This is a genomic window from Desulfallas sp. Bu1-1 (assembly GCF_015594625.1).
GTDB lineage: Bacteria > Bacillota > Desulfotomaculia > Desulfotomaculales > Desulfallaceae > JADNRQ01.
This window is the reverse complement of the sequence record NZ_JADNRQ010000002.1, coordinates 19,483-39,486: the sequence shown is the minus strand read 5'-3', so window position 1 is coordinate 39,486 and position 20,004 is coordinate 19,483. Positions and strand designations below refer to the sequence as shown.

23 protein-coding genes, 1 tRNA gene, 2 pseudogenes and 2 riboswitches are annotated in these 20,004 nt (G+C 44.6%); of the genes and pseudogenes, 22 read left to right on the top strand and 4 right to left on the bottom strand.

Annotated elements, in window-relative coordinates; genetic code table 11:
- Positions 1-73: 73 nt before the first annotated feature.
- The 4 genes from IT084_RS02730 to sigK all read right to left on the bottom strand — a co-directional run bounded on the left by IT084_RS02730 (position 74) and on the right by sigK (position 3,496).
- Positions 74-817, bottom strand: a complete 744-nt coding sequence (locus tag IT084_RS02730; RefSeq protein WP_195710909.1) for a UPF0280 family protein — start codon at positions 815-817, stop codon at positions 74-76.
- Positions 818-1,219: an NIL domain-containing protein gene (locus IT084_RS02725; protein ID WP_195710907.1), complete on the bottom strand. Its 402-nt coding sequence runs from the start codon at positions 1,217-1,219 to the stop codon at positions 818-820.
- A 27-nt stretch (positions 1,220-1,246) separates the two neighbouring features.
- On the bottom strand, positions 1,247-2,443 hold the full coding sequence (locus tag IT084_RS02720; RefSeq protein WP_195710905.1) for a homocysteine biosynthesis protein: 1,197 nt from the start codon (positions 2,441-2,443) through the stop codon (positions 1,247-1,249).
- 81 nt (positions 2,444-2,524) lie between these two features.
- Positions 2,525-2,637: riboswitch (SAM riboswitch) on the bottom strand.
- A gap of 157 nt (positions 2,638-2,794) precedes the next feature.
- On the bottom strand, positions 2,795-3,496 hold the full coding sequence (sigK, locus tag IT084_RS02715) for an RNA polymerase sporulation sigma factor SigK (RefSeq protein ID WP_395879316.1): 702 nt from the start codon (positions 3,494-3,496) through the stop codon (positions 2,795-2,797).
- Positions 3,497-3,661: 165 nt separating this feature from the next.
- Between sigK and IT084_RS02710 the strand changes: the two genes are divergently transcribed.
- From IT084_RS02710 to IT084_RS02605, 22 genes and pseudogenes are all read left to right on the top strand, one after another.
- Positions 3,662-3,739: transfer RNA gene (locus IT084_RS02710), tRNA-Pro, on the top strand.
- Positions 3,740-4,011: 272 nt separating this feature from the next.
- Positions 4,012-4,207: riboswitch (cobalamin riboswitch) on the top strand.
- Positions 4,208-4,555: 348 nt separating this feature from the next.
- Positions 4,556-5,317 (top strand): precorrin-6A reductase, encoded by a 762-nt coding sequence (gene cobK, locus IT084_RS02705; RefSeq protein WP_207744386.1) that lies wholly within the window; start codon positions 4,556-4,558, stop codon positions 5,315-5,317.
- Between the two features lie 26 nt (positions 5,318-5,343).
- On the top strand, positions 5,344-6,096 hold the full coding sequence (locus IT084_RS02700) for an energy-coupling factor ABC transporter permease (protein ID WP_195710901.1): 753 nt from the start codon (positions 5,344-5,346) through the stop codon (positions 6,094-6,096).
- Positions 6,097-6,390, top strand: a complete 294-nt coding sequence (locus tag IT084_RS02695; protein ID WP_195710899.1) for an energy-coupling factor ABC transporter substrate-binding protein — start codon at positions 6,097-6,099, stop codon at positions 6,388-6,390.
- Positions 6,387-7,172: a cobalt ECF transporter T component CbiQ gene (gene cbiQ, locus IT084_RS02690; RefSeq protein WP_195710897.1), complete on the top strand. Its 786-nt coding sequence runs from the start codon at positions 6,387-6,389 to the stop codon at positions 7,170-7,172. The genes IT084_RS02695 and cbiQ overlap by 4 nt, the downstream gene beginning before the upstream one ends.
- A complete protein-coding gene (locus tag IT084_RS02685; RefSeq protein WP_195710895.1) occupies positions 7,169-8,050 on the top strand; it encodes an energy-coupling factor ABC transporter ATP-binding protein in 882 nt (293 codons plus the stop codon). The genes cbiQ and IT084_RS02685 overlap by 4 nt, the downstream gene beginning before the upstream one ends.
- A 76-nt stretch (positions 8,051-8,126) precedes the next feature.
- Positions 8,127-8,951 carry a nitrilase family protein gene (locus IT084_RS02680; RefSeq protein ID WP_195710892.1) on the top strand — a complete coding sequence of 275 codons (825 nt, stop codon included), beginning with the start codon at positions 8,127-8,129 and terminating at the stop codon, positions 8,949-8,951.
- 83 nt (positions 8,952-9,034) lie between these two features.
- Positions 9,035-9,191, top strand: a pseudogene (locus tag IT084_RS18955) (YkvA family protein); the annotation flags it as partial.
- A gap of 644 nt (positions 9,192-9,835) precedes the next feature.
- Positions 9,836-10,117 (top strand): annotated as a pseudogene (locus IT084_RS02670) (hypothetical protein); the annotation flags it as partial.
- A 194-nt stretch (positions 10,118-10,311) separates the two neighbouring features.
- Positions 10,312-10,905 (top strand): AAA family ATPase, encoded by a 594-nt coding sequence (locus tag IT084_RS02665; protein WP_195710886.1) that lies wholly within the window; start codon positions 10,312-10,314, stop codon positions 10,903-10,905.
- Positions 10,895-11,206: a hypothetical protein gene (locus tag IT084_RS02660; protein ID WP_195710884.1), complete on the top strand. Its 312-nt coding sequence runs from the start codon at positions 10,895-10,897 to the stop codon at positions 11,204-11,206. The genes IT084_RS02665 and IT084_RS02660 overlap by 11 nt, the downstream gene beginning before the upstream one ends.
- Positions 11,175-12,377 carry a hypothetical protein gene (locus IT084_RS02655; RefSeq protein ID WP_195710882.1) on the top strand — a complete coding sequence of 401 codons (1,203 nt, stop codon included), beginning with the start codon at positions 11,175-11,177 and terminating at the stop codon, positions 12,375-12,377. Before IT084_RS02660 ends, IT084_RS02655 begins: the two co-directional genes overlap by 32 nt.
- 400 nt (positions 12,378-12,777) lie before the next feature.
- Positions 12,778-13,518: a BRO family protein gene (locus IT084_RS02650; RefSeq protein WP_195710880.1), complete on the top strand. Its 741-nt coding sequence runs from the start codon at positions 12,778-12,780 to the stop codon at positions 13,516-13,518.
- Between the two features lie 9 nt (positions 13,519-13,527).
- Positions 13,528-13,866 carry a hypothetical protein gene (locus tag IT084_RS02645; protein ID WP_195710877.1) on the top strand — a complete coding sequence of 113 codons (339 nt, stop codon included), beginning with the start codon at positions 13,528-13,530 and terminating at the stop codon, positions 13,864-13,866.
- Positions 13,867-13,973: 107 nt separating this feature from the next.
- Positions 13,974-14,345 (top strand): hypothetical protein, encoded by a 372-nt coding sequence (locus IT084_RS02640; RefSeq protein WP_195710875.1) that lies wholly within the window; start codon positions 13,974-13,976, stop codon positions 14,343-14,345.
- 56 nt (positions 14,346-14,401) lie between these two features.
- Positions 14,402-15,478, top strand: a complete 1,077-nt coding sequence (locus tag IT084_RS02635; RefSeq protein ID WP_195710873.1) for a helix-turn-helix domain-containing protein — start codon at positions 14,402-14,404, stop codon at positions 15,476-15,478.
- Positions 15,479-15,511: 33 nt separating this feature from the next.
- Positions 15,512-15,853 carry a hypothetical protein gene (locus tag IT084_RS02630; RefSeq protein ID WP_195710871.1) on the top strand — a complete coding sequence of 114 codons (342 nt, stop codon included), beginning with the start codon at positions 15,512-15,514 and terminating at the stop codon, positions 15,851-15,853.
- Positions 15,854-15,988: 135 nt separating this feature from the next.
- A complete protein-coding gene (locus tag IT084_RS02625; RefSeq protein WP_195710869.1) occupies positions 15,989-16,231 on the top strand; it encodes a nucleotidyltransferase in 243 nt (80 codons plus the stop codon).
- A gap of 119 nt (positions 16,232-16,350) precedes the next feature.
- Positions 16,351-17,211: a DUF4747 family protein gene (locus tag IT084_RS02620; RefSeq protein WP_195710867.1), complete on the top strand. Its 861-nt coding sequence runs from the start codon at positions 16,351-16,353 to the stop codon at positions 17,209-17,211.
- A gap of 15 nt (positions 17,212-17,226) precedes the next feature.
- Positions 17,227-17,877 (top strand): hypothetical protein, encoded by a 651-nt coding sequence (locus IT084_RS02615; protein WP_195710865.1) that lies wholly within the window; start codon positions 17,227-17,229, stop codon positions 17,875-17,877.
- Positions 17,878-18,695: 818 nt separating this feature from the next.
- Positions 18,696-18,890 (top strand): hypothetical protein, encoded by a 195-nt coding sequence (locus IT084_RS02610; protein ID WP_195710863.1) that lies wholly within the window; start codon positions 18,696-18,698, stop codon positions 18,888-18,890.
- Positions 18,891-18,955: 65 nt separating this feature from the next.
- The gene (locus IT084_RS02605; protein ID WP_195710861.1) at positions 18,956-19,687 is read left to right on the top strand and encodes a hypothetical protein; all 732 of its coding nucleotides are present in this window, start codon (positions 18,956-18,958) and stop codon (positions 19,685-19,687) included.
- The last annotated feature ends 317 nt before the right edge of the window (positions 19,688-20,004 follow it).

Here is a 20,004-nt window from a genome sequence, read left to right as displayed (position 1 = left end):
TTAGCCCAAACTGAATTAACGAACAAGGCACCGCGATGGTAAACCGGGGTGCCTTGTTGTGTTTTGGAACGATTCACATTGGAACCAGCTTAATTTTGCCTGCGGCGGCCAGTTGGTCATTTTTAATGGCCAGCGCGCCGGTGACCGATTTAATCCCCAGGGCAAAGTTAACGGCCTTTTCCAGGTCCCGTTCATCCTGAACCAGGTTGCCGGCCGCAGTGGCCACGGCGTCCGCCAGCGGTGCCGATGGAGCCAGGATGACCACGGCGTCGGCGCGCCCGAGACTGAGCGAATGACCGACGGTGCCGGATGAGGTGCACACGCCCAGCGGCGTCTGGTGGGGCTGAATTTCCAGGGCCACCCGGTTGGTAAAGGGGGACTCCCCGGCAAAAATACCTATCTTGCGCACCCGGCCGGAACGAATATAAATATCACCGCCGTTTTCCACAATCACTTCCCTGGACCTTTTGGCCAGGTATTCCCCCACGTGCTGGGCAATGGCACCGGCCACCGCTGCCATGGGACCGGTGCCGGCCACGGCACCCGCTTCCGCCATCATCCGGACGATTTTGGGGGCGTCCCGGGCCGGTTGGTGCGGCTTCAACGTGCGGAGAAACAGTTCATCCCTCCGGATATATTGTTCAAGCTGCGACCGTACCGACATAACCTCGTTGTTGGTTTCCTTGATCAGCGCGACAGTCAATTTATCCCTGGAAACACCTATATCCAAATCCGTTTCTTTAATCAACACCCGGAAATAGGCCAGGTCTTTTTGGCTGTGCAGCAACCTGTAAGTACGGTCAACGTATTCCGGCAATTAAAAACGAACCTCCATGGCCCGCATGGGACAGGCTTTGACGCACAAGTGGCATACCACGCAGCGATCACTATCAAAACGTACCGCCATGTCGGGCCGTTCAATGTACAGCGCCCCCGAGGGGCAGATTGCGGTGCAGGCGCCGCAGCTGACACATTTTTCTTCGTTCTGAATAATTTGTTCCGTTAAGGACTGCAATTGCACACCTGCCCGGCGCAGGTACTCCATGCCCTGTTCCACGTTTTCTCCCGTAATGTCAAGAACCATGGTGCCTTCCTTTTGGGGGTTGACGTTGGCCTTGAGAATATTTATTACCAAATCATAATCTTTTACAAGCTTATATATAATGGGTTGGTCCGCTATATCAGCACCGAAACGAAGCACGACTTTTTTGGGGGCCATTTTTTCACTCTCCTTTTACTAAAAATATCATCCCTTTAATGAATTGGCAGTGATTCCCGCATCAGCATTGGGTAATAACTGCACCGGCTCGCCCAACAGAAAGTCGCCCTTCTTGATCCATTCCTTCAGGATCCCGGCAATTTCCCGGGCCCGCGGGTAGCTGGAAACAGGTGCTGTGGGCACTTCCTTGCCGTTGATTTGGATTTTGCCGCTCTTAAGTTCAGCGTAACTTGCATAACCCAGATTTGAGGGCGTGAAATTGGGATAAGCTTCACCGTAATCGACAATGGGAGCGTACAGCTCGTCATCGCCGGCCGCCGCGTAACGGCACACTTCCTCATTTAATATGGGGATCGGGATACCTATACCAACCGTCAGGGTGGCTCCGTAGCCGATAAAGCTGGTCCCTACAAGCCAGCGGGGGCTCATTTGTTTTAAATTGCCGATCACGGCCAGTGTTCCCCCGGCGGGGCCCAGGTTTTTGCCATCCTGATCACGAATAAACGAGGGGAAGTGCTGGGTCCCATGCCAGGCCACGTAGCCAACGGCTCCTCCGAGAAAAATGCGCGTTCCAATCCCGATGGTCATGAACATCGGGTCTTTCAGTAAGGGGCTTAGCTGTCCCGATGTGGAATAATGCGCGTTCCCGAGATTGGGTTTAAGCATGCCCATATAAGTATAGATTGTTCTGGAGCTCAAGTTGACGGCACAGTTATAATTCTGGTAAGCATTGCGGGGATTGAAAAGTATGGCCTCGTTGATGTCGTCAATCGTTATATCAGTTTCAATTTCCCGCCTGGGGTAGCAATCGGTACCATAACCGGTGGCTTTTAATCTTACCTTTTTCCGGGCCACCAAGTCCTGAATCACATATCCCCCGCCGTACCGGAATTCTCCAGGGTAATTGCTGTTCAGGGGGTCGTCTTCATGCACTTCCGTCGCGCCTATATACGCATCAACGGCGGCAATACCCGTATAGGCGGGCACGCCGTTCAACCATACTTTATGCATCTTCATCCTGGGTTTAGAATGACCAAAATTCAAAAAAGCGCCGGAGGAGCACATGGGCCCGAAAGTTCCCGTTGTGACCACGTCAACTTCGGATGTAACGCGGGTTACCCCTTTTTCCCTGACCATGGAAACCAGTTCTTCCGCTGTTACCACCACGGCCTTACCGGATTTGATTCTTTCATTAATTTCTTGAAAAGTTCTTTCTGTTGCCATACCTACACCTCCACTTATTTGTGCATCGCTCCGACAAACTTTAAAACCTCTTCCGGACACAGAAGAGGTTTGCAAGCACACCTCTTATCTGTCAGAAGTATCAACTCCTGCAGGAATTAGCACCATACTTCGCATTATTTGAAGCTGGTTGCCGGGTTTCATTGGGCCAGTCCCTCCACCACTCCGGATAAGAGTTCATCGGTATTATTTTTTTTTATACTTGTTTAGTTTATCAATTACCCGGACCGGTTGTCAATATCAATGCCGCCAAAATACTGTTTATTTCTTGGCTGTTCTATAAAGCAAATCCCTCGCTTAATTACGATAAGCGAGGGGGGATGGGGAAATTTCCTATGCTTCGGCCAGGAATTGTTCAGACAGTCTATCAATAGCCCGCTTTTCGATCCTGCTGACATAGGAACGGGATATTCCAAGTTTTTTAGCTATTTCCTTTTGGGTTTTCCGCTCTTTGCCGCGCAATCCGAACCGCAGCACCAAAACCTTTCTTTCCTGAGGGGTGAGTTTTTTAAGTTTTCGCCACAACTGTTCCTTATCCATAATACGGGAAACCATTTCTGATACCGCCTCGGCATCCGTGCTCAAGACGTCCATAAAGTGAATTTCGTTGCCTTCCTTGTCGGTTCCGATTGGTTCATATAATGACATTTCTGCGCGCATTTTTTTCTTGGAACGCATATACATCAGTATCTCGTTTTCAATACATTTGGAGGCGTATGTCGCCAAACGGGAAGATTTGTTATTGTTAAAAGTGTTAACCGCTTTAATTAAACCAATGGTACCGATGGATATCAGGTCGTCAAAGTCATCTCCGCTGCCTTCAAATTTTTTGATGATATGGGCAACCAATCTTAAATTCCTTTCGATGAGAATATCCCTGGCCTTTTCATCGCCTTCCGCCAGTTTCTCCAGGTAGTACTGTTCTTCTTCCTCAGTCAGTGGTTTTGGAAAACTGTTTTGCGCCACGTAAGAGACCAGCAAGATAATGCCATGGATCATTGACGCAACAGCCAAGGTCCAGAAACCGGGCAACACGCATTCCCCCTTATATGCAATGGATTTTATATTCTATGATTTGGTTGCCGGGACTGTGCATGTACAAAACTAAATTTTTCGTCCATAATATACATTCTAAAAATCCTTGACTTTGTGGGCGGTTAATAATATAATTTATTTTGCAACTGCAAATCAAAGGTTTAACGGGGCGTAGCTCAGTTTGGCTAGAGCGCTACCTTGGGGTGGTAGAGGTCGCACGTTCAAGTCGTGTCGCTCCGACCAGAATTAATCTAAAAACCCGCGAAGTATTGAAATGCAAGGCTTTGCGGGTTTTTTATTTTTAAGGTAAGGCAGGGGTAATTCTATTATTATCTCTTTATTTTTATTATTTTTGCTATTTTCGGCCCTATTTGGAGCGATTTCGGACATTGATGACGAAATCTTTTTTCCCGCTTAACCGATGTCATGCTCGTATATCTTTGTTGTTGAATGTTTAAAAAATCAGTACCGGAAAACCTATGGACAACATGCCAATAAAATGTTAATATTTTTCTAAAATGAATATTTATCCGGGTGCCCCCAATTATTTTGTCTATGGGGGATAATAGGGAACCAGGTGAAAATCCTGGACGGTCCGGCCACTGTAAATGGCGAGCCACCTTTAAGCATGCCACTGGCAACTGCCGGGAAGGTTAAAGCGCTGGCGATGATCCATAAGTCAGGAGACCTGCCCGGATAACGCACTTCAACCTCCCATGGAGAGGGTTAGTGTGTAACTATGCCTGACCTTAACGGTTCCAGGGCATGTTAACCTTAGCTTACCAGGGAGCTAGGGTTTTATTATTTTAAGCGCATATTTAACAGGTGCTGTCGCTCGAGAAGCGGACGGCTTAAACTCGGTTTTTTGCTGTAAAGGCATGGTAACCCAAATATACTTGGGGCCGCAAACCCGAACCAGCAGGCCGGGCCTGTTCAAACACACCGCTAACATTATGTAGATTAGGGGGTGCTTGAACTATGGCTTGCTTGCGGCCGACATGATTATACCCCCGGTGAACACGGGGTTTTTTGCGTATTGAAGGTAGAGGTGAAAATTTATTGATTTTAATTCTATCCGGTACGGGTGACGGAAGAAAAATTACACAGGCGCTATCACAAAAAGGCTATCAAGTGGGGGTGGTGGCATCAACCGGTTACGGCAGGGAACTGGCTGTAGAAGACGGCGCTCTTCTGGTCAGGGACAAACTTCCGGTTAACGTTGATGCATGGCTGGCAGAAATGAATGTGGTAGCTGTTGTCGATGCTCGACATCCCTTTGTTTGCTTGCAAGATAAGGAATTAATTAAAACGTGCGCTGAGCGGAATATTATGTACCTGCGGGTTAGAAGAGAAGAAACCAGTATCCAGCCAAGTGAACTAATTTATCCAGTCTATTCGATGCAAGAAGCTGCGGAAAAAGCCGCCAGTTTGGGCAAAAACATTTTTTTAACCACCGGCAGCCATGACCTGGAGCTTTTTGTCGAACTCAAAAAGACCCATGATGTACGGCTGGTGGTAAGGGTACTGCCCGAACACAGGGTAATAAAAAAATGTCAGGACCTGGGCATTAAATCCAAAGATATTGTGGCCATGCAGGGTCCTTTTTCCAAACAAATTAATAAAGCACTTTTTAAAATGTACAAGGCCTCCGTGATTGTAACCAAAGACAGCGGCAAAGCCGGCGGTACCGATACCAAAATTGATGCCGCCTTATCCTTGAAAATTCCTGTGGTTATTGTTAAACGCAGCAGCTACTCCAGTGAATACGAATTTGGGTGGGAAGAAATTATTAAAATTTTACAGGCCAATTTTCCTTTATAACTTCACAGTATGAGGAGATGTCAAAGATGTTCAATCGTAAATTAACTATGATATTGTTTATTTATATACTTTTAATAATTTTAGCTGCACCTAATTTAGCATATGCTATGCATATTATGGAAGGTTATTTGCCGGCTACGTGGTCCGGATTATGGTATTTATTCAGTCTTCCTTTTTTTGTCGTGGGGCTGATTTCTATTAAAAAAACTGTTAGTTTAAATCCAAAATTTAAAATGCTGTTAGCCTTCGCCGGTGCTTTTGCTTTTGCCCTTTCGGCCCTTAAAATACCGTCAGTGACTGGTAGTTGTTCACACCCCACGGGAGTAGGGTTGGGAGCCATTCTGTTCGGTCCCGCTGCCATGTCGGTTTTGGGTAGTATTGTATTGCTCTTCCAGGCACTTTTACTGGCTCATGGTGGAATCACCACCCTGGGCGCCAATGCCTTTTCCATGGCTGTGGTTGGCCCGCTGGTTGCATACGGCATTTATAAATTAAGCAAGCGTGCCAGTGCTCCTCTGTGGTTGTCTGTTTTTCTAGGGGCCGCCATCGGTGACTTGATGACTTATGTCACTACGTCTTTACAACTGGCCCTGGCCTTTCCCGATTCGATTGGAGGGGTGATGGCTTCTTTCTATAAGTTTGCTTCAATATTTGCCGTTACCCAGATTCCACTGGCTATTAGCGAAGGATTACTGACTGTTCTCGTATTTAATTTAATTTACAATTACAGTAAGAATGAACTCATAGAACTTTCGGTAATCCAGGAGGAGGTGCGTTAAATGAGCTATAAAAAAAGCACCAATATATTTTTACTTGTCTTGGTTATAGCGTTAGCCGTATTCCCGTTGATTTACGCCAGCGATGCAGAATTCGGTGGAGCCGACGGTGAAGCGGAAGAGGTTATTACCAATATTAATCCCGATTATAAACCCTGGTTCACTTCAATCTGGGAACCTCCCAGCGGGGAAATTGAAAGTCTTCTTTTTGCCCTGCAGGGAGCGCTGGGGGCTGGTTTTATTTGTTATTACTTCGGCTACATGCATGGTAAAAAGAAGGCGGAAAGAGATAAATGATGTTATTAATCGACCATTACGCTTATAACAATAAACTTGCATCGGTACATCGTGGTGAAAAGTTTGCCTTTTTTGCTTTAACCATTACAATTGGCCTGGTATTGCCATCAACCATAACATCCCTGGCCATCATTGTTTTGATGGCCGGGGCTGTAGTTTTTCTGGCTGGTATACCCTGGCGGTTTTATTTAAAACTAATGCTGTTGCCGGGTTCGTTTTTAATGATTGGTGTTGTACTGGTTGCAATTTCCATATCTCGTGAGGGGCAGGATTTTCTGTGGGCCGTTAAACTGGGTTCTTACGTCGTTGGGATATCCAAGCAGAATCTTGAGCATGCGATAGACCTGTTTTTACGTTCACTGGGAGCGGTATCCTGTTTATATTTTCTATCCTTAACCACCCCCTTGACTGATATTATAGCCATTTTAAAAAAACTTTTGGTACCCACCTTGGTATTGGAATTAATGGTGCTCATCTACCGGTTTATTTTTACCTTACTTGAAATGACCATGAAAATTTATACCGCACAATCATCCCGTTTGGGCTATAAAAATATACGCACCAGCTATGCTTCCTTAAGCCAGCTGGTTTTGTCCCTGTTTGTTAAATCATACCAGTATTCACAGACCATGTATGATTCCCTGGCCTCACGGTGTTATGCCGGAAAACTTCATTTTGTAGACGAGCGCCTTAGTTGGTCCGCGCATAACATCTTGCTCATTATTATTATTGACGGTGCTTTGGTAGTATCTTCATTATATACAGGAGGTTATTTGTTATGAATCAATATATTCTTGAAGCCAGGGAAATAGATTATTGTTACCCAGACGGCACCGAAGCACTTAAAGGTTTAACCATGAAAATAGTAGAGGGTCAAAAAATCGCCGTTCTTGGTGCCAACGGCGCCGGCAAATCCACCCTTTTTTTGCATTTCAACGGCATCATGCGCCCCCAGCGAGGGAAAATCATATTTATGGGGAAGGAATTAAACTACCGGCATCGCTCACTTCTGGAACTGCGCCAAAATGTAGGCATTGTTTTCCAGGACCCCGACGGCCAGCTGTTTTCCGCCAGCGTTCTGCAGGATGTATCCTTCGGGCCTTTAAACCTCGGTTTAACTCCGGAAGAGGCGCTGGCAAGATCAAAACAGGCCATGCTGGAAACTGAGATTGAAGATTTGGGAAAAAAACCGACCCATTTTCTTAGTTACGGGCAAAAGAAACGAGTATCCATAGCCGGCGTACTGTCTATGAATCCCAAGGTCATTATTTTCGATGAGCCCACCGCCTGTCTTGACCCCCAAATGACCCGTAAAATCATGGATTTGTTATACCGCTTGAATGAGCAGGGCAAAACCCTGATCCTTTCCACCCATGATGTCGATCTAGCCTACAGTTGGGCCGATTATATTTTTTTGCTCAAGCAAGGTACAATCGCCGGGGAGGGAACGCCCAGGGAAATTTTTGCAAACCGGGAACTGCTGCGACAATGCGGTTTGACCTCTCCCTGGGTGATGGAGGTGTACCGTGAACTGGTCAACGGCGAGTTATTACCGGAAAACGTACCCGTGCCCCAAAACAAAGAAGAACTTTTTCGCTTAATCAGGGGCGCGGCGGCAAGCAGAACGCACTTCAGGCCAAAAATCGCCGGGCACCGGTAAAGCCGAATCTATTACATACAACCGGTGGTCAATCTATGATAAGATATAAAAAAGGTTGTATAACAGGAGCAAGTTCATGTTACAAACACGGATAGCACTGGTTCAGATGGAATCAAAGTTTGGCGACATAGACCATAACTTGCAAAAAATAGAGCATTTTACCCGGAAAGCGTCGGCTCAAAAAGTGGATATCATTTGTTTTCCCGAATTATGCCTGCAGGGCTACAGCCGGGATAAATCCGGGCCGACTGCCGAACCAATTCCTGGTCCTTCCTCCAACAGGGTTACGTACATGGCCCGGAAACACGGGTTGATTATTATGGTGGGAATGGCGGAAAACTCCGGTACGAACAACCCGTATATTACCCACCTTGTCGCCTACCCGGACGGGAAAATAAGCAGATACCGGAAGACACACCTGGGTAGCAGTGAAAAACCATATTTTACACCCGGTAACGAGCTGACAGTATTCAAGTCCGAAAAGGCTATCCTGGGCGTCGAAATATGCTGGGACCTGCATTTTCCCGAAGTGACGACTATTTTATCCCTTAAAGGCGCAGAAATAATATTCGCACCCCACGCCTCGCCCACCATCGTGGGTGACCGAAGGGAAATATGGCTTAAATACATGATCGCCCGGGCTTACGACAATGCGGTTTACCTGGCCGCGTGCAACCTGGTGGGGGAGGATGGCACTGGTCACAGTTTTTGCGGCGGCGCGCTGGTAATCGACCCCAAGGGTAACATCATCGCCGAATCGTTCGACAACCGGGAGAACATGCTTGTAGTGGACCTGGAACCGGAGATGATCAACCTCATCCGGCGCGGGGAATCACGCTCCATGCGCCATAGCTTCTACCTCGCCGGCAGGCGCCCGGAACTATATACCGATCTGGTATAAATTGTGGAGGTTTAATTTTGGGTGTGATCAAGCGCTGGATCAGGCGCGCTCGCAAGTTAAAAACAGAGCTCTACGTGCTTTACCTGGCCTATCGCGACCCTCGCGTCCCATGGTACGGAAAGCTATTTGCCGCCCTTGTGGTGGCTTATGCCTTCAGCCCGGTGGACCTGATTCCCGATTTTATCCCCGTGCTGGGCTACCTGGACGATGTTGTGCTGGTGCCGCTTGGCATCAGCATAGCCATGCGCATGATCCCTTCCCCCGTGCTGGCGGACTGCAGGGAGCGCGCCCGGCGTAAATTCCACGCTTCACCCAGCCGGGCGGCAACGGCGGTTGTGGTTTTAGTCTGGATGGGAATTATTATAATCCTGCTTTATCTTTTAGTGAAATCTTTTAGCGGGGGATGAACATGGAACCGGCAATAAAAATTATTGAAAAACGGGGCATTTATATCAAACCTGGTTGATGTTGACGCGGGCGAAAACCAGGTGATTATCCACTACCTTGGCCACCAAGCCGAACATTTCCTGGAGGAACAGGGCATCACGTTACCACCTGGAATCAAGTGTGGGTGTAATCAACAAAATTAGAGTTGGCATTTTGTTCCCCTTTAGTCATAATATGACACAGGCTATGGGCCGTTTTGCTGAGCATTTAGGTGCAACCAGGCATATTATAAAGTCAGAGGTGGCCCAATTTAACAATATCAATCCAAATAAAGGCGCCATGGCCAGGAAAATCTGCTCCATGGTGTCTTCTGCAGTAGAAATTACTCCGGCCACAATTAAGTCAATGCGCCATGCGAAGATTATGTTGCGCGGGATCAAAGGTGCTCCCGTACCAAGCATTTTTCTAACAGGCGCTAGTAAAAGGGGGAACATCAGTTGCCGAAAGGAAAACTGAAAAAAGTTTTTCCCGGTGGCAATACCAGCCAGGGATTTTACTCTTTCTACGATTACATCATTGACCAGCAGGAAGCCAACAGGATCTTTGTCATTAAAGGCGGCCCCGGGGTGGGAAAATCAACCTTCATGCGCAAAATCGGAGAGGCCATGCTGGAGCGTGGTTACGATGTCGAATTCCACTGTTGCTCATCGGACAACGACTCACTGGACGGCATAGTCATCCCCGCCATCAAGGTCGCCTTGCTGGACGGTACGGCGCCCCAGAGCGCAGTTACTACTGTCCAATTTGAACCTATAGGTAACATATTCAGTTTTCACAATATCCAGGGCTGAGCGCTCTGGATTTTTTTATCGGAAGCCGCCATGTTTGGGGCAGGTGGCGGCGGCGGACTCATCGCCCCGTCGTGTTAACCCGCTTAACGGCGGGTTATTTTTTTTTCAGGAGGTGTTACATATTGCGAATTGCCATAACCGGAACTCACGGAACCGGAAAAACCACCCTTGCACAAGTATTATCCAACAGAACGGGTTTACCCCTGATCACCGAGCAGGCCCGCCTAGTTGCGGCGGAAATGGGTCTGATGGAATGCAACCAACTTCTACGCAACCCGAGGCTGGCAAAAACTTTTCAGTGGGAGATACTGGAACGCCAGATTGCGGAACAAATGAAATATCCCAGTGGCTTCATTGCCGACCGCAGCGCACTGGACAGCATCGCGTACTGGCAGCTGTACTTGGGTAATAACCAGGATTTTAAAAGCGAAGCCAGCCGCTATATTTTTAAGGCCCGGCTCCACGCCTGGAAAAACCTCGATTTACTGGTTTATGTCCCACCGGTAGTATTGGCCGGCGAAGACGGGTTCCGGCTGAAAGACCGGCACATCGAAGTGGACCTATTTATCCGGCGGGAAGTTAAACTTCTGCAGGAAAGCGGGAGAGTTCAGGTGATTGTTTTAAAAAGCGAAACCTTGGACGGGCGGCTGGCTGAAATCGAATTGGCGTTAGAAAAAACAAAACCACCCAAAAGGGGTCTTGCCTATGTCAAATGAGTTTAAGTTCAGAAAAAAATTGATGGACTTAATACAAAACCACGGCCCGGAGGCCGTGCTTATAGCGGCAAAAAAAGCCGCACAAAAGGAACCTTCCCTGAGTAAAGCAATATGTAGGGTTGAAGAAGCACTAGCCAAAATGCGCAGTTCAGTAAACAGTAAGCAGCGTTTGGCGGCAGCATTTCTCGAGTTTGAGCGGGCGGTATATGAAATGTTATTAGTAATCCAAGCAAAGGGCATCGCTTGCAATAAGGGGAGGTCGGATAAAATTGCTCAAGGCAATAGAGCCGCGCGAGGGTAAAAGGGCGGACAATGGAATACCATCTTTTCCTTTAAAGGGCACATTCCTACCAAAATTCGTCGATTGGGCCGCCAAGACAACCGACGCTCCCCTGCAGTTTCTTGCAGGGGGTGCATTAATCTCAATGAGCGCAGCCGTAGGAAGAAATATTGTCCTTAATAACCGAATTTTCTCCAATCTCTGGCTTTCACTCATGGGCGAATCCACTCTTTTAAGGAAATCTACAAGCGTATCCCTTGCGAGGACATTATGCGAAAAAGCCGGGGTTGGCACGTTTCCTGATCGTCTCACTCCCGAAAGTTTTTACGAAAGCATGGCAAAATACCCCCAGGGTCTTTTTGCTTTGAGCGAGCTGGGCGGCTGGCTGGGGTCGCTTAACCGTAGTTATTCCATAGGATTCAAACAGGATATTACTGAATTATACGACTGCCCCGTTGAATTCAGACGAACCCGCAAAGATTCCAAAGGTAGAGTTATAGAGTTTAAAATAATTCATCCCTACATTTGTATTTTGGGAGCCAGCACTATCGAATGGTTTGAAACTCACGTCAGGGACGACGACTCCAGCGGTGGATTTCTCCCGCGTTTTCAATTTATCCTGGGAACCCCAAGGGAACCTTACCCTGTTCCTCCCAAGCTGGTGGTTCCTGACGAACTTGTGACATATTTAAAGCTTCTCACCAAAACTAGGGGCTCCGTTGTTCTTGAATCAGGTAAAGCCTATAACACGTATGCGGAATGGTTTCATTCCTTCAGAGAAAAAATTAAAAAATCTCCTGCGGAACTGATACCGTATGGTATCAGGATTGAAACGGTTGCCTTGAAACTTGCGCTGCTGTTTGAAGCCGATAAGAATCCGGGCGAAATTATAAGCTCCCTGTCAAAAGATGCTATTTTAATCGGCTGTGAATATGCGGACTGCTTTTTTGAGAGCGCAAGGCTTGTAATTGAACGCCTGGGTTTTTCCAATTTTGAACGCCTCTGCCAGAGAGTATTGAGAGTGATCGAAAACAACCCTGGAGCCACACAGCGGGATATTTTAAGGACAATCTGTATTCCCAAAACAATGTTCGCAGATGCGATTGCTTACCTGACGGACTCAGGAAAAATAGCCAGCGCCAGGTCAGCCCACGGCAGGGGCAGACCAACAGTTAAATATTACCTGATTTAACAAAAAACTATTTTTGTCAGTATTTTCGTCGGTATGGGCTACTGACAAAAATAACCTAGTAATATCAAGGGTTTACGCAATTTCGTCGGTATTTTTGACAATTGGGTTTGTGACAATTATAAGCCTACAGCCGCAAGGGTTTGGAGGCAATTTTATAATACTGTCATTTTGTCTCTATAACCCCCCCTCGGTATTATTAATATAAATTGTTATACAATTCTGAAGTACGGTAACACAGGGCAGGGATAGGGGGGTGGTGAAAGACAAAAATTTTTACTGACAAAAATAGCTCAGCCCTTGGCGCTGTAAGGTTATTTTCGTCAAAAAAGGATACCGACGAAAATACCGACGAAAATAGTTTTCTGGAATTATTGCTATTTATTAACAGGGGGAATGTATCATGAGCATCAGTCTCCAGAGAATTTTTCAATACAAGGAAAAGCCAGTAAGAACAAAGGTTGTAGATGGCCAGATTTATTTTGTAGCCAAAGATGTTTGCGAGATATTGCAGATAAGCAAATACAGGGATGTAATAGCTGGTTTGGATAGTGACGAAAGGGCGTCCATTTTAATGGACACCCTTGGTGGCCCTCAAAAAATGTTGGCCGTTAATGAGTATGGACTATATAATTTAATTTTCAGCAGCCGCAAGCCGGAAGCAAGGGCGTTCAGGCGGTGGGTTACACATGAAGTAATACCAGCTATTAGAAAAACCGGCAAATACGAGTTGCCCGGCAAAGCGTCTTTTACGATGGCTGAGGCCCAGTTGTTGAACGCAAAAACACGCCAGGCCAAGTTAATTAAAGAAATCTTAGAAAACAACAATCTTCCTGAAGAATACGCGGTAATTCTGGTTAAGAGAATGACAGAACTACTTATCAGAGACGAGTATAATACAATTCCAAGCCAAGCAGTTATTGATTATGATTATCATGCTTCGCGCGTTCTCTCGGTTATAACAAAAAAAACGGAAGGCGCAACCAAAAGGGATATTACGCGGGCGTTAAGTCTGCCCGGAGAAATTATTGAAAAAGTGCTCTTAACCCTTCTGCAAAACGATATGATCAGATCGGTTCATATTAAGCCCGAGCGCGGTCGCCCTACAGTTAAGTTTTTCCCGAAAAATTATTTAATCAATTGAGGTGAAACAATGCAAAACAACCTTCGAGAATTAAATAAATTAATAGGCGCATTACGTGAAGAGATTGCCGGTTTAGCTTTAGCTGTTGTTGAGGAATGGCTTTCTCCTGAGGAGGCCCGGCAAAGAATTTTGGCTATTAAGAGCTTTTATACCAACAAATACCTAAAACGTAAAAACAAAAATCAGGAATTGCAATCAAATGAGAAGATTATTGAGGACATTTTAGAGGAATTGGACGAATTAAGCGATTTAATTATGGAAGAATCAACAGTCCCGGACGTAATTCAGGAATATTTATTGTTTCTGGCCAGCGGTTCACAGCATAACAACCGGGCGGTTAGTTATTAGCCGTCTGGTTTTTTTAATTTTATGGCCAAATTGCTTTAAGGAGGTGGGAACACAGAGTTAATTTTTGGATCACAACTACAAATCTATTCAAAGAGGAGGCGCTTGAGTTGAGCCAAAAAACAACAACTATCATTATTCTCCTGTTAATGCTTACACTTATGGCCTTTAATGTGGCCCATGCCGGCATAATGGACACTGTTAACGGTTATGCCCAGCCGGGCGGCGACGTTATTCAAACAGAAATTGACGCACTCGGCACGAACTTGGTTACCCTGATCAGGAGTATTTTTGGAATCCTGGCCGTAATTTTTATCATGTGGGCAGGTTTCGTTTTCTGGGGAGCAAGCGGGGACCCAAATAAAATGATGTTTGCAAAGAGAATGCTTGCCGGTTTTGTAATCTGTATGATCTTTGTTTTTATGGCCGAAAAATTGGTTGGCGGAGTCCTTGGGTTGATTGGTTATCAAAGCACTCCTTAATTCTGCGAAGAGCGATAGGTTAAGAGCCTATTGCTCTTTTTTTTGGGGGTGACGCCATGGACAAAACAGTGACTTTTACCGAATTAAATACATATTTGGAGGACGGTCGGAAACGCGGTTGGTTCTGGGACTACAACGAGGTTTTTGAATCAGACCTTAGTGCACATGCCAAGCTTGTAAGGCTATACCTGGCAAAATGTGCCGATAATGGGCGCAAATCCTGGCCATCATACAACAAGATTGCCAAGGATTGCGGAATCAGCCGGGATACGGCCAAAAGAGTCATTAACGAATTAGAGCAGAAGGGTTGGTTAAAAAAAATTACTCGCATCAAAGATAATGGAGAAAACATGAGCAACGTCTATATTCTTTGCGATCCGCCTGAAAACGAATTAGACAGGGAAGGTACCCGTGGCACCAAGCCTGCTAATACAGAAGGGGTAGGTGCTCATAGCACCCACCCTGCCAATTTAGAGGGGGTAGGTGCTCATAGCACCGGGGTAGGTGCTCACAGCACCCAGGTGGGTGCTCATAGCACCAGGGTGGGTGCTGTGACAGCCTCTAACAATACTCAGATAACAATACCCAGTGAAGAAAATAAGTTGTTTGGTTCTTCACTACGTTCAGAACCAAACAACAGCGCATCGGCATTTCATGCCTCTTGCGCTGGCAGTATCCTGTCTCATGAAAATAATAATTCCGATAGCCACCCACAGGCGGGTGTAGCAGATGCAGCAGGTGAAGAAATCAGAACTATGGATCAGGGGAGCGCAAAAACCGGTGAGTTGCCGACAAAAAAAGAACTGATCGCCGAGCTGGTTAAGGAATACCGCGCGGTAGAAGGTGTGAAAGAAACCAGGGGAGATTACGCCTTCATAGGTGCTTTGTACAACCGTTATGGTTACGACATCGTCCTTGAAGCCATCCAGGAACTTGCCCTTGCAACCACCGTCCAGGAGATTCACAAGCCACTTTTATACTTGAAGGCTGTAGTTCAGGCTATTGCCAACCGAGGGGAAAAACCTGCCGGTATGTCTACCCCGAAAAAGGAATCGCCCGGGATGAGTGATTGGTCCGCATACGAGGATAAAAAGAAAAAGCGAGAAATAATAAAATCTCTTTATATGAATTAACTAATATGGAACTTGGGAAGGGGGGATGAAATAATGCGTTTAAAATCATTTACGGAACTTGCACAGCACCTTAAACCGTATATTTCGGTAACAGACCATGCGGTAGATCAGTACCGTAACAGGTTAATGCAATGGTATGGACGTAACGAACCGGACGATGTACTCAGATGTGAATTGGCTCGCATAGTTGAAAAGGGCAAGGTTACTCGAGCATTGCCGGGAGGGTTGCGCGAATATACATACAATGGGCTTTCAGTTGCGGTAGATGACCGCCGGACCGGGCAGACTGTAGTTACATTTTTGGGGGACATTCTATGGAAAGAGTGGTGGAAGCAGCAAACAAAAAAGAAGTTCTCGCGGAAAGTTGTTGTCTAGGATGGATTTGCCTTTTTCTGGATTCTGCCCAATTGCGCTGGTTGAGATGCCAAAGATGGTGGTTGGTTTGGCGAAAAATAATTACCATCTTTCCCTGGGAACATGCGTTCTGTTATAATATACCCGGGTGATACTATGACCAAACTTTACCGCCAGCCGATCGAAGCCCAAATCCGCGGCGGCCGTCCTGTCGCTTTCCGCTGGCGCAGGCGCTGGTACCAAGTGATCAGTTGCGTTGTACACGAAGATTTGCCCTCCCGGCTGGAGTGGTGGAAAGTGCCCGGGCCGACGCGTTACCGGTGTGAGACGCGGCAGGGGATGGTGTGTGATTTGATTCGGGAGGGTGAGGGGTGGGTGTTGGAGCGGGGGTGGGATTAAATATTGTCGTATTATGAAGTTTTTTAGGTTAATTTGTTGTATAATTATGTTTATAAATAGGAGGTATTGCTACGTATTTTAAAGAATCCTGCACAAAAAAGTGTAGGAGGTTGGTTTAAGTGTCTACAATGTATTTTGCTAAGCTTAATTTTAATTCTCAAATATACGAAGTTTATGACGATGAATCTCTAAAAGAAAAATTACTAAATCAAATTTTCCAAGACCTTAGCGAAAAAGTAATATATATAGAAGAGAATAAAAAATATAAATTTATTACTCTTGAAAAAAACACTAGCGATTTTTCAATCACCGGTAGAATAGTTTTAGTAAGCCCCGGGGTCAATATTAGTTACGATGAAGTTAAAGATGATGTTATAGAACAGTTTAATGAAAATAATGCAACTTATGTAACATTTTATTTTGATTTAAAAACAGAGGAAATTGCATTTGTACCAAAGAGGGATTTTGGTCATCAAATGTTTATAAGTATGTTTAAAACCCTTCTTGAAAAGTGTGTGCCCGATATTGAAGTAGAGCTTTATTTGGAAAAAAACATCAACCAGTTAAGGGAGAAAATTATGAAATTTGCAAATATAAGTATTGTAGATATTAATATTGTTCCCCCAAATGGCGATAAAGAAGACTTCGATGCTTTATTCAGTACAAAATCAGATGAAATAAAGGAAACATGGGCAACTAAATTTTCAATCAGGTTGGGGGGAACAGCAAAGAAGGGAATTAATATTGCATCTAAATACCTTAATAAAATGATTGTAGCAGTTAGCAAGGGATACGGTGAAATGAAAGTGACTGGCAAAGATAATGAAGGAGTGCGCACTGTACTTACCAGCAGCGAAGAGGCGCCATTTACTAAATCTATCCCGGATCTACATAAAGATTCCTTATCAGAAATTCCTAATTATGCTAAAAGCGGAATAGCTGAATTGACAACAGCTAAGTCGACAGTAAAGATTGAATAACATGGAGGGACTCCCGTGGGAGAAAATTTATCGCCAAAAAATATAGAGTATTATTATAAAAAAAATAGATTTATTAATCTTATCTTCACATCAAAAAAGTGGAGAGATTTAATTAAGAGTAAAGAAGCTTTTGTATCACTTGTATTGGCGATAATTTTTTCTATGATCATTAGGGAAATATACCAAACTAATAGCACACAAAATTTTTGTTCGTTAATAGGAATGGCACTACTAACCCTATCGGCTGGATTGTTAGGTGTCCTGGGTTTTTTGGTGGGCGGGCTAGCAATTATTTCTGGCACAATAAGCAATAAAATATTGAAAAACATTAATACTGAAGATAAATTTGATCATCTTATTAATATTGTGTTTGTATTTTATTTTAATGGTGCCTTGGTTGGATTCACATTAGTTTTATTTCTATCTTTATACCTTAGCTTGTATACTAATTGGTCGATATCAGAGCTCAAAGTTTTTATTATATCATTAATCATAAATTATTTTTTTTGGTTTACCATTATTTATGCTGTAATGTTGCTTGGTACGTGTTTAAGATTATTGGTTCTAACCTATAAGTTTGAGAATGAAAGAGAATTAACGCCTACGGTTGGATTTCAGTTACAACCAAAAAGTAATTCCATAAAAAAACAGTTTGAGAACCAATAAAACTGAGATGCTTACTTACCATGATACTAAAAGACAACTGCTTTAGGGAAGTTTGTTTTTTGATGCATTCCTATTTTTATTTATTCTTGGGGTTGGATAGGCCTTTCGCCTACCCATTGGAAAGGTTAATCGTTCATTACAAAACAATAAAAATTTGTAGGGTAAGTATTAGAATTCGTATTTTAATAGTAAGCATTTCCTCACTACCTTCCCTTGGAAGATGGCAGCGCTGCCTTAAGGCCTCTTATTAATTTATAAAAACTTTTATATAATTATGCAGTGAAAACCTCACCCAACTACAATCCTACATATTCCCCGGGCCGTCAGCGTGGTGTATTTCACCCGGCCCGGGTCCGGGATAAATTAATTTAGCCCCCGTCCACCACCTGGTGAACGAGGGCCGCGCATCATCCTGCTCCACTTTTTATTTTACCTTATGACTGGAAATTATTATCTCTGGCGCGAATGGAATGCCGCATCCTGGTCATTGCTGACGCTTACGATGCCATGACTAATGACCGCCCACACAGGAAAGCAATTTCTCACCGGGGAAGCAATCGAGGAATTAAAAAGGTGCGCCGGTTTGAAATTCGACCCGGTATTGGTGGAAAGGTTTTTGTGTCTAATACCCAGGTTAATCAAAAAAAGTGACAGGTACTGTTTAAAAACCGACAGGAGATGGTGCCCTTTTGGGAACCTTGTAGTGGGTGCTTTCAAGATTGGCTTTAAGGGACAGCCAGTTGTGCACACCGATGACACGTGGAATTTTCCGGGTATGACATAGTTTATTAAAAATGTGAAGGAAGGGGATAAGGCTTATGAAACCTGGTGATTTGGTTAGAATAAACGCCTATGGCGGCAAAGAACTTCTGAGAAGAGTGGTAGCAGTAACAACCCTAGCTAGGAGAAAAATTGTTTGCGTCTGTACAGAAGAAGAATGGCAGACTGCTCAGGAAGAGGGTCGGGAGCCTATGTGCGTGGGTTTTCCACTTGAGGATGTAAGGGAAGCTTAATGCATATTTCAAACAAAAATGTGTTCGTAAACCCTAATAGTTAGGCGAAATAGTCCGATGGGGAGTTGATAAAAATAGAAGTATTTAAGATAGTATCAGAAAACGAGATGCCAGAAAAGATAATAAAAAAGATTTCAGCTACTATTGACGACGTAAAAAATATTATTCAATCTTCTGAAACAATACAAGAGACAAAAGTTGAGGGGAGTTTTCGTTTTACCTTTAAACATTCTGCACCAACTGATATATTGACCGCATTGGAACGTGCCCAGCAAGTATCATTTGTAACAAAGTATGAACATTTGCCAATACTTGATGCTATAGAAATAATTAAACTGCAGGGGAAATTCTATCTTAAAAATATTGACTACATTCGACATGTACTTAACGAGTACAGAACAATTATTGCTAATCAAAATGATTCTATATTTTATACAAGGATTCATGGCTTCTGTTACCAAAAATTAAAGAACCGGGACCCGAGTATTGGGTTATCAATTATAGTTGAACATGTAAAAACCGGAGATATAACTGACTTATTTGCACGAATTCTTGGTGAAAGAGTGAGAGCTGTCAGAACAGTTTTACAGAACTGTGAGTTCGATTATATTTATAACGGAATCTTGCAACATTCGGATCCTGATTATACAGAGCGGTATTGGGATGAATATTATACCGGAAAAATTAATTACGTTTTTCTAAAACATGCATTACTATTGGGTTATATAAAGGAATTATTATACTGGCATTACAGAATTATTAACAGTATAACTTTCCCTAAGTTAGGCCCACTCTAATGTAAACCGGACTGCTTTGCCTAACAAAGTATTACCATAGCAGGCACAGAGAAGACAAGCCTCGAAGTGTGCCGGGCCACACCCCCGAGACTAAGGAAAGCGTGACTCGGCTTGCCCGGGCGTAATAATTGCAAGCAATACTAAGGCCGGCCATACCCTCAGGACTTGGTGGCCTCTGGAATACATGACCGTTAGTACGCATAACAAAGATTATATTCCCCAAGGTATTTAAGTTAAGCTGAAAGACAAATTTCGGCCAACATGCCAAAAGCGAAAAAACCAGGCGGAAAATTCGCCCAGACGGGTAGGAAAAACCC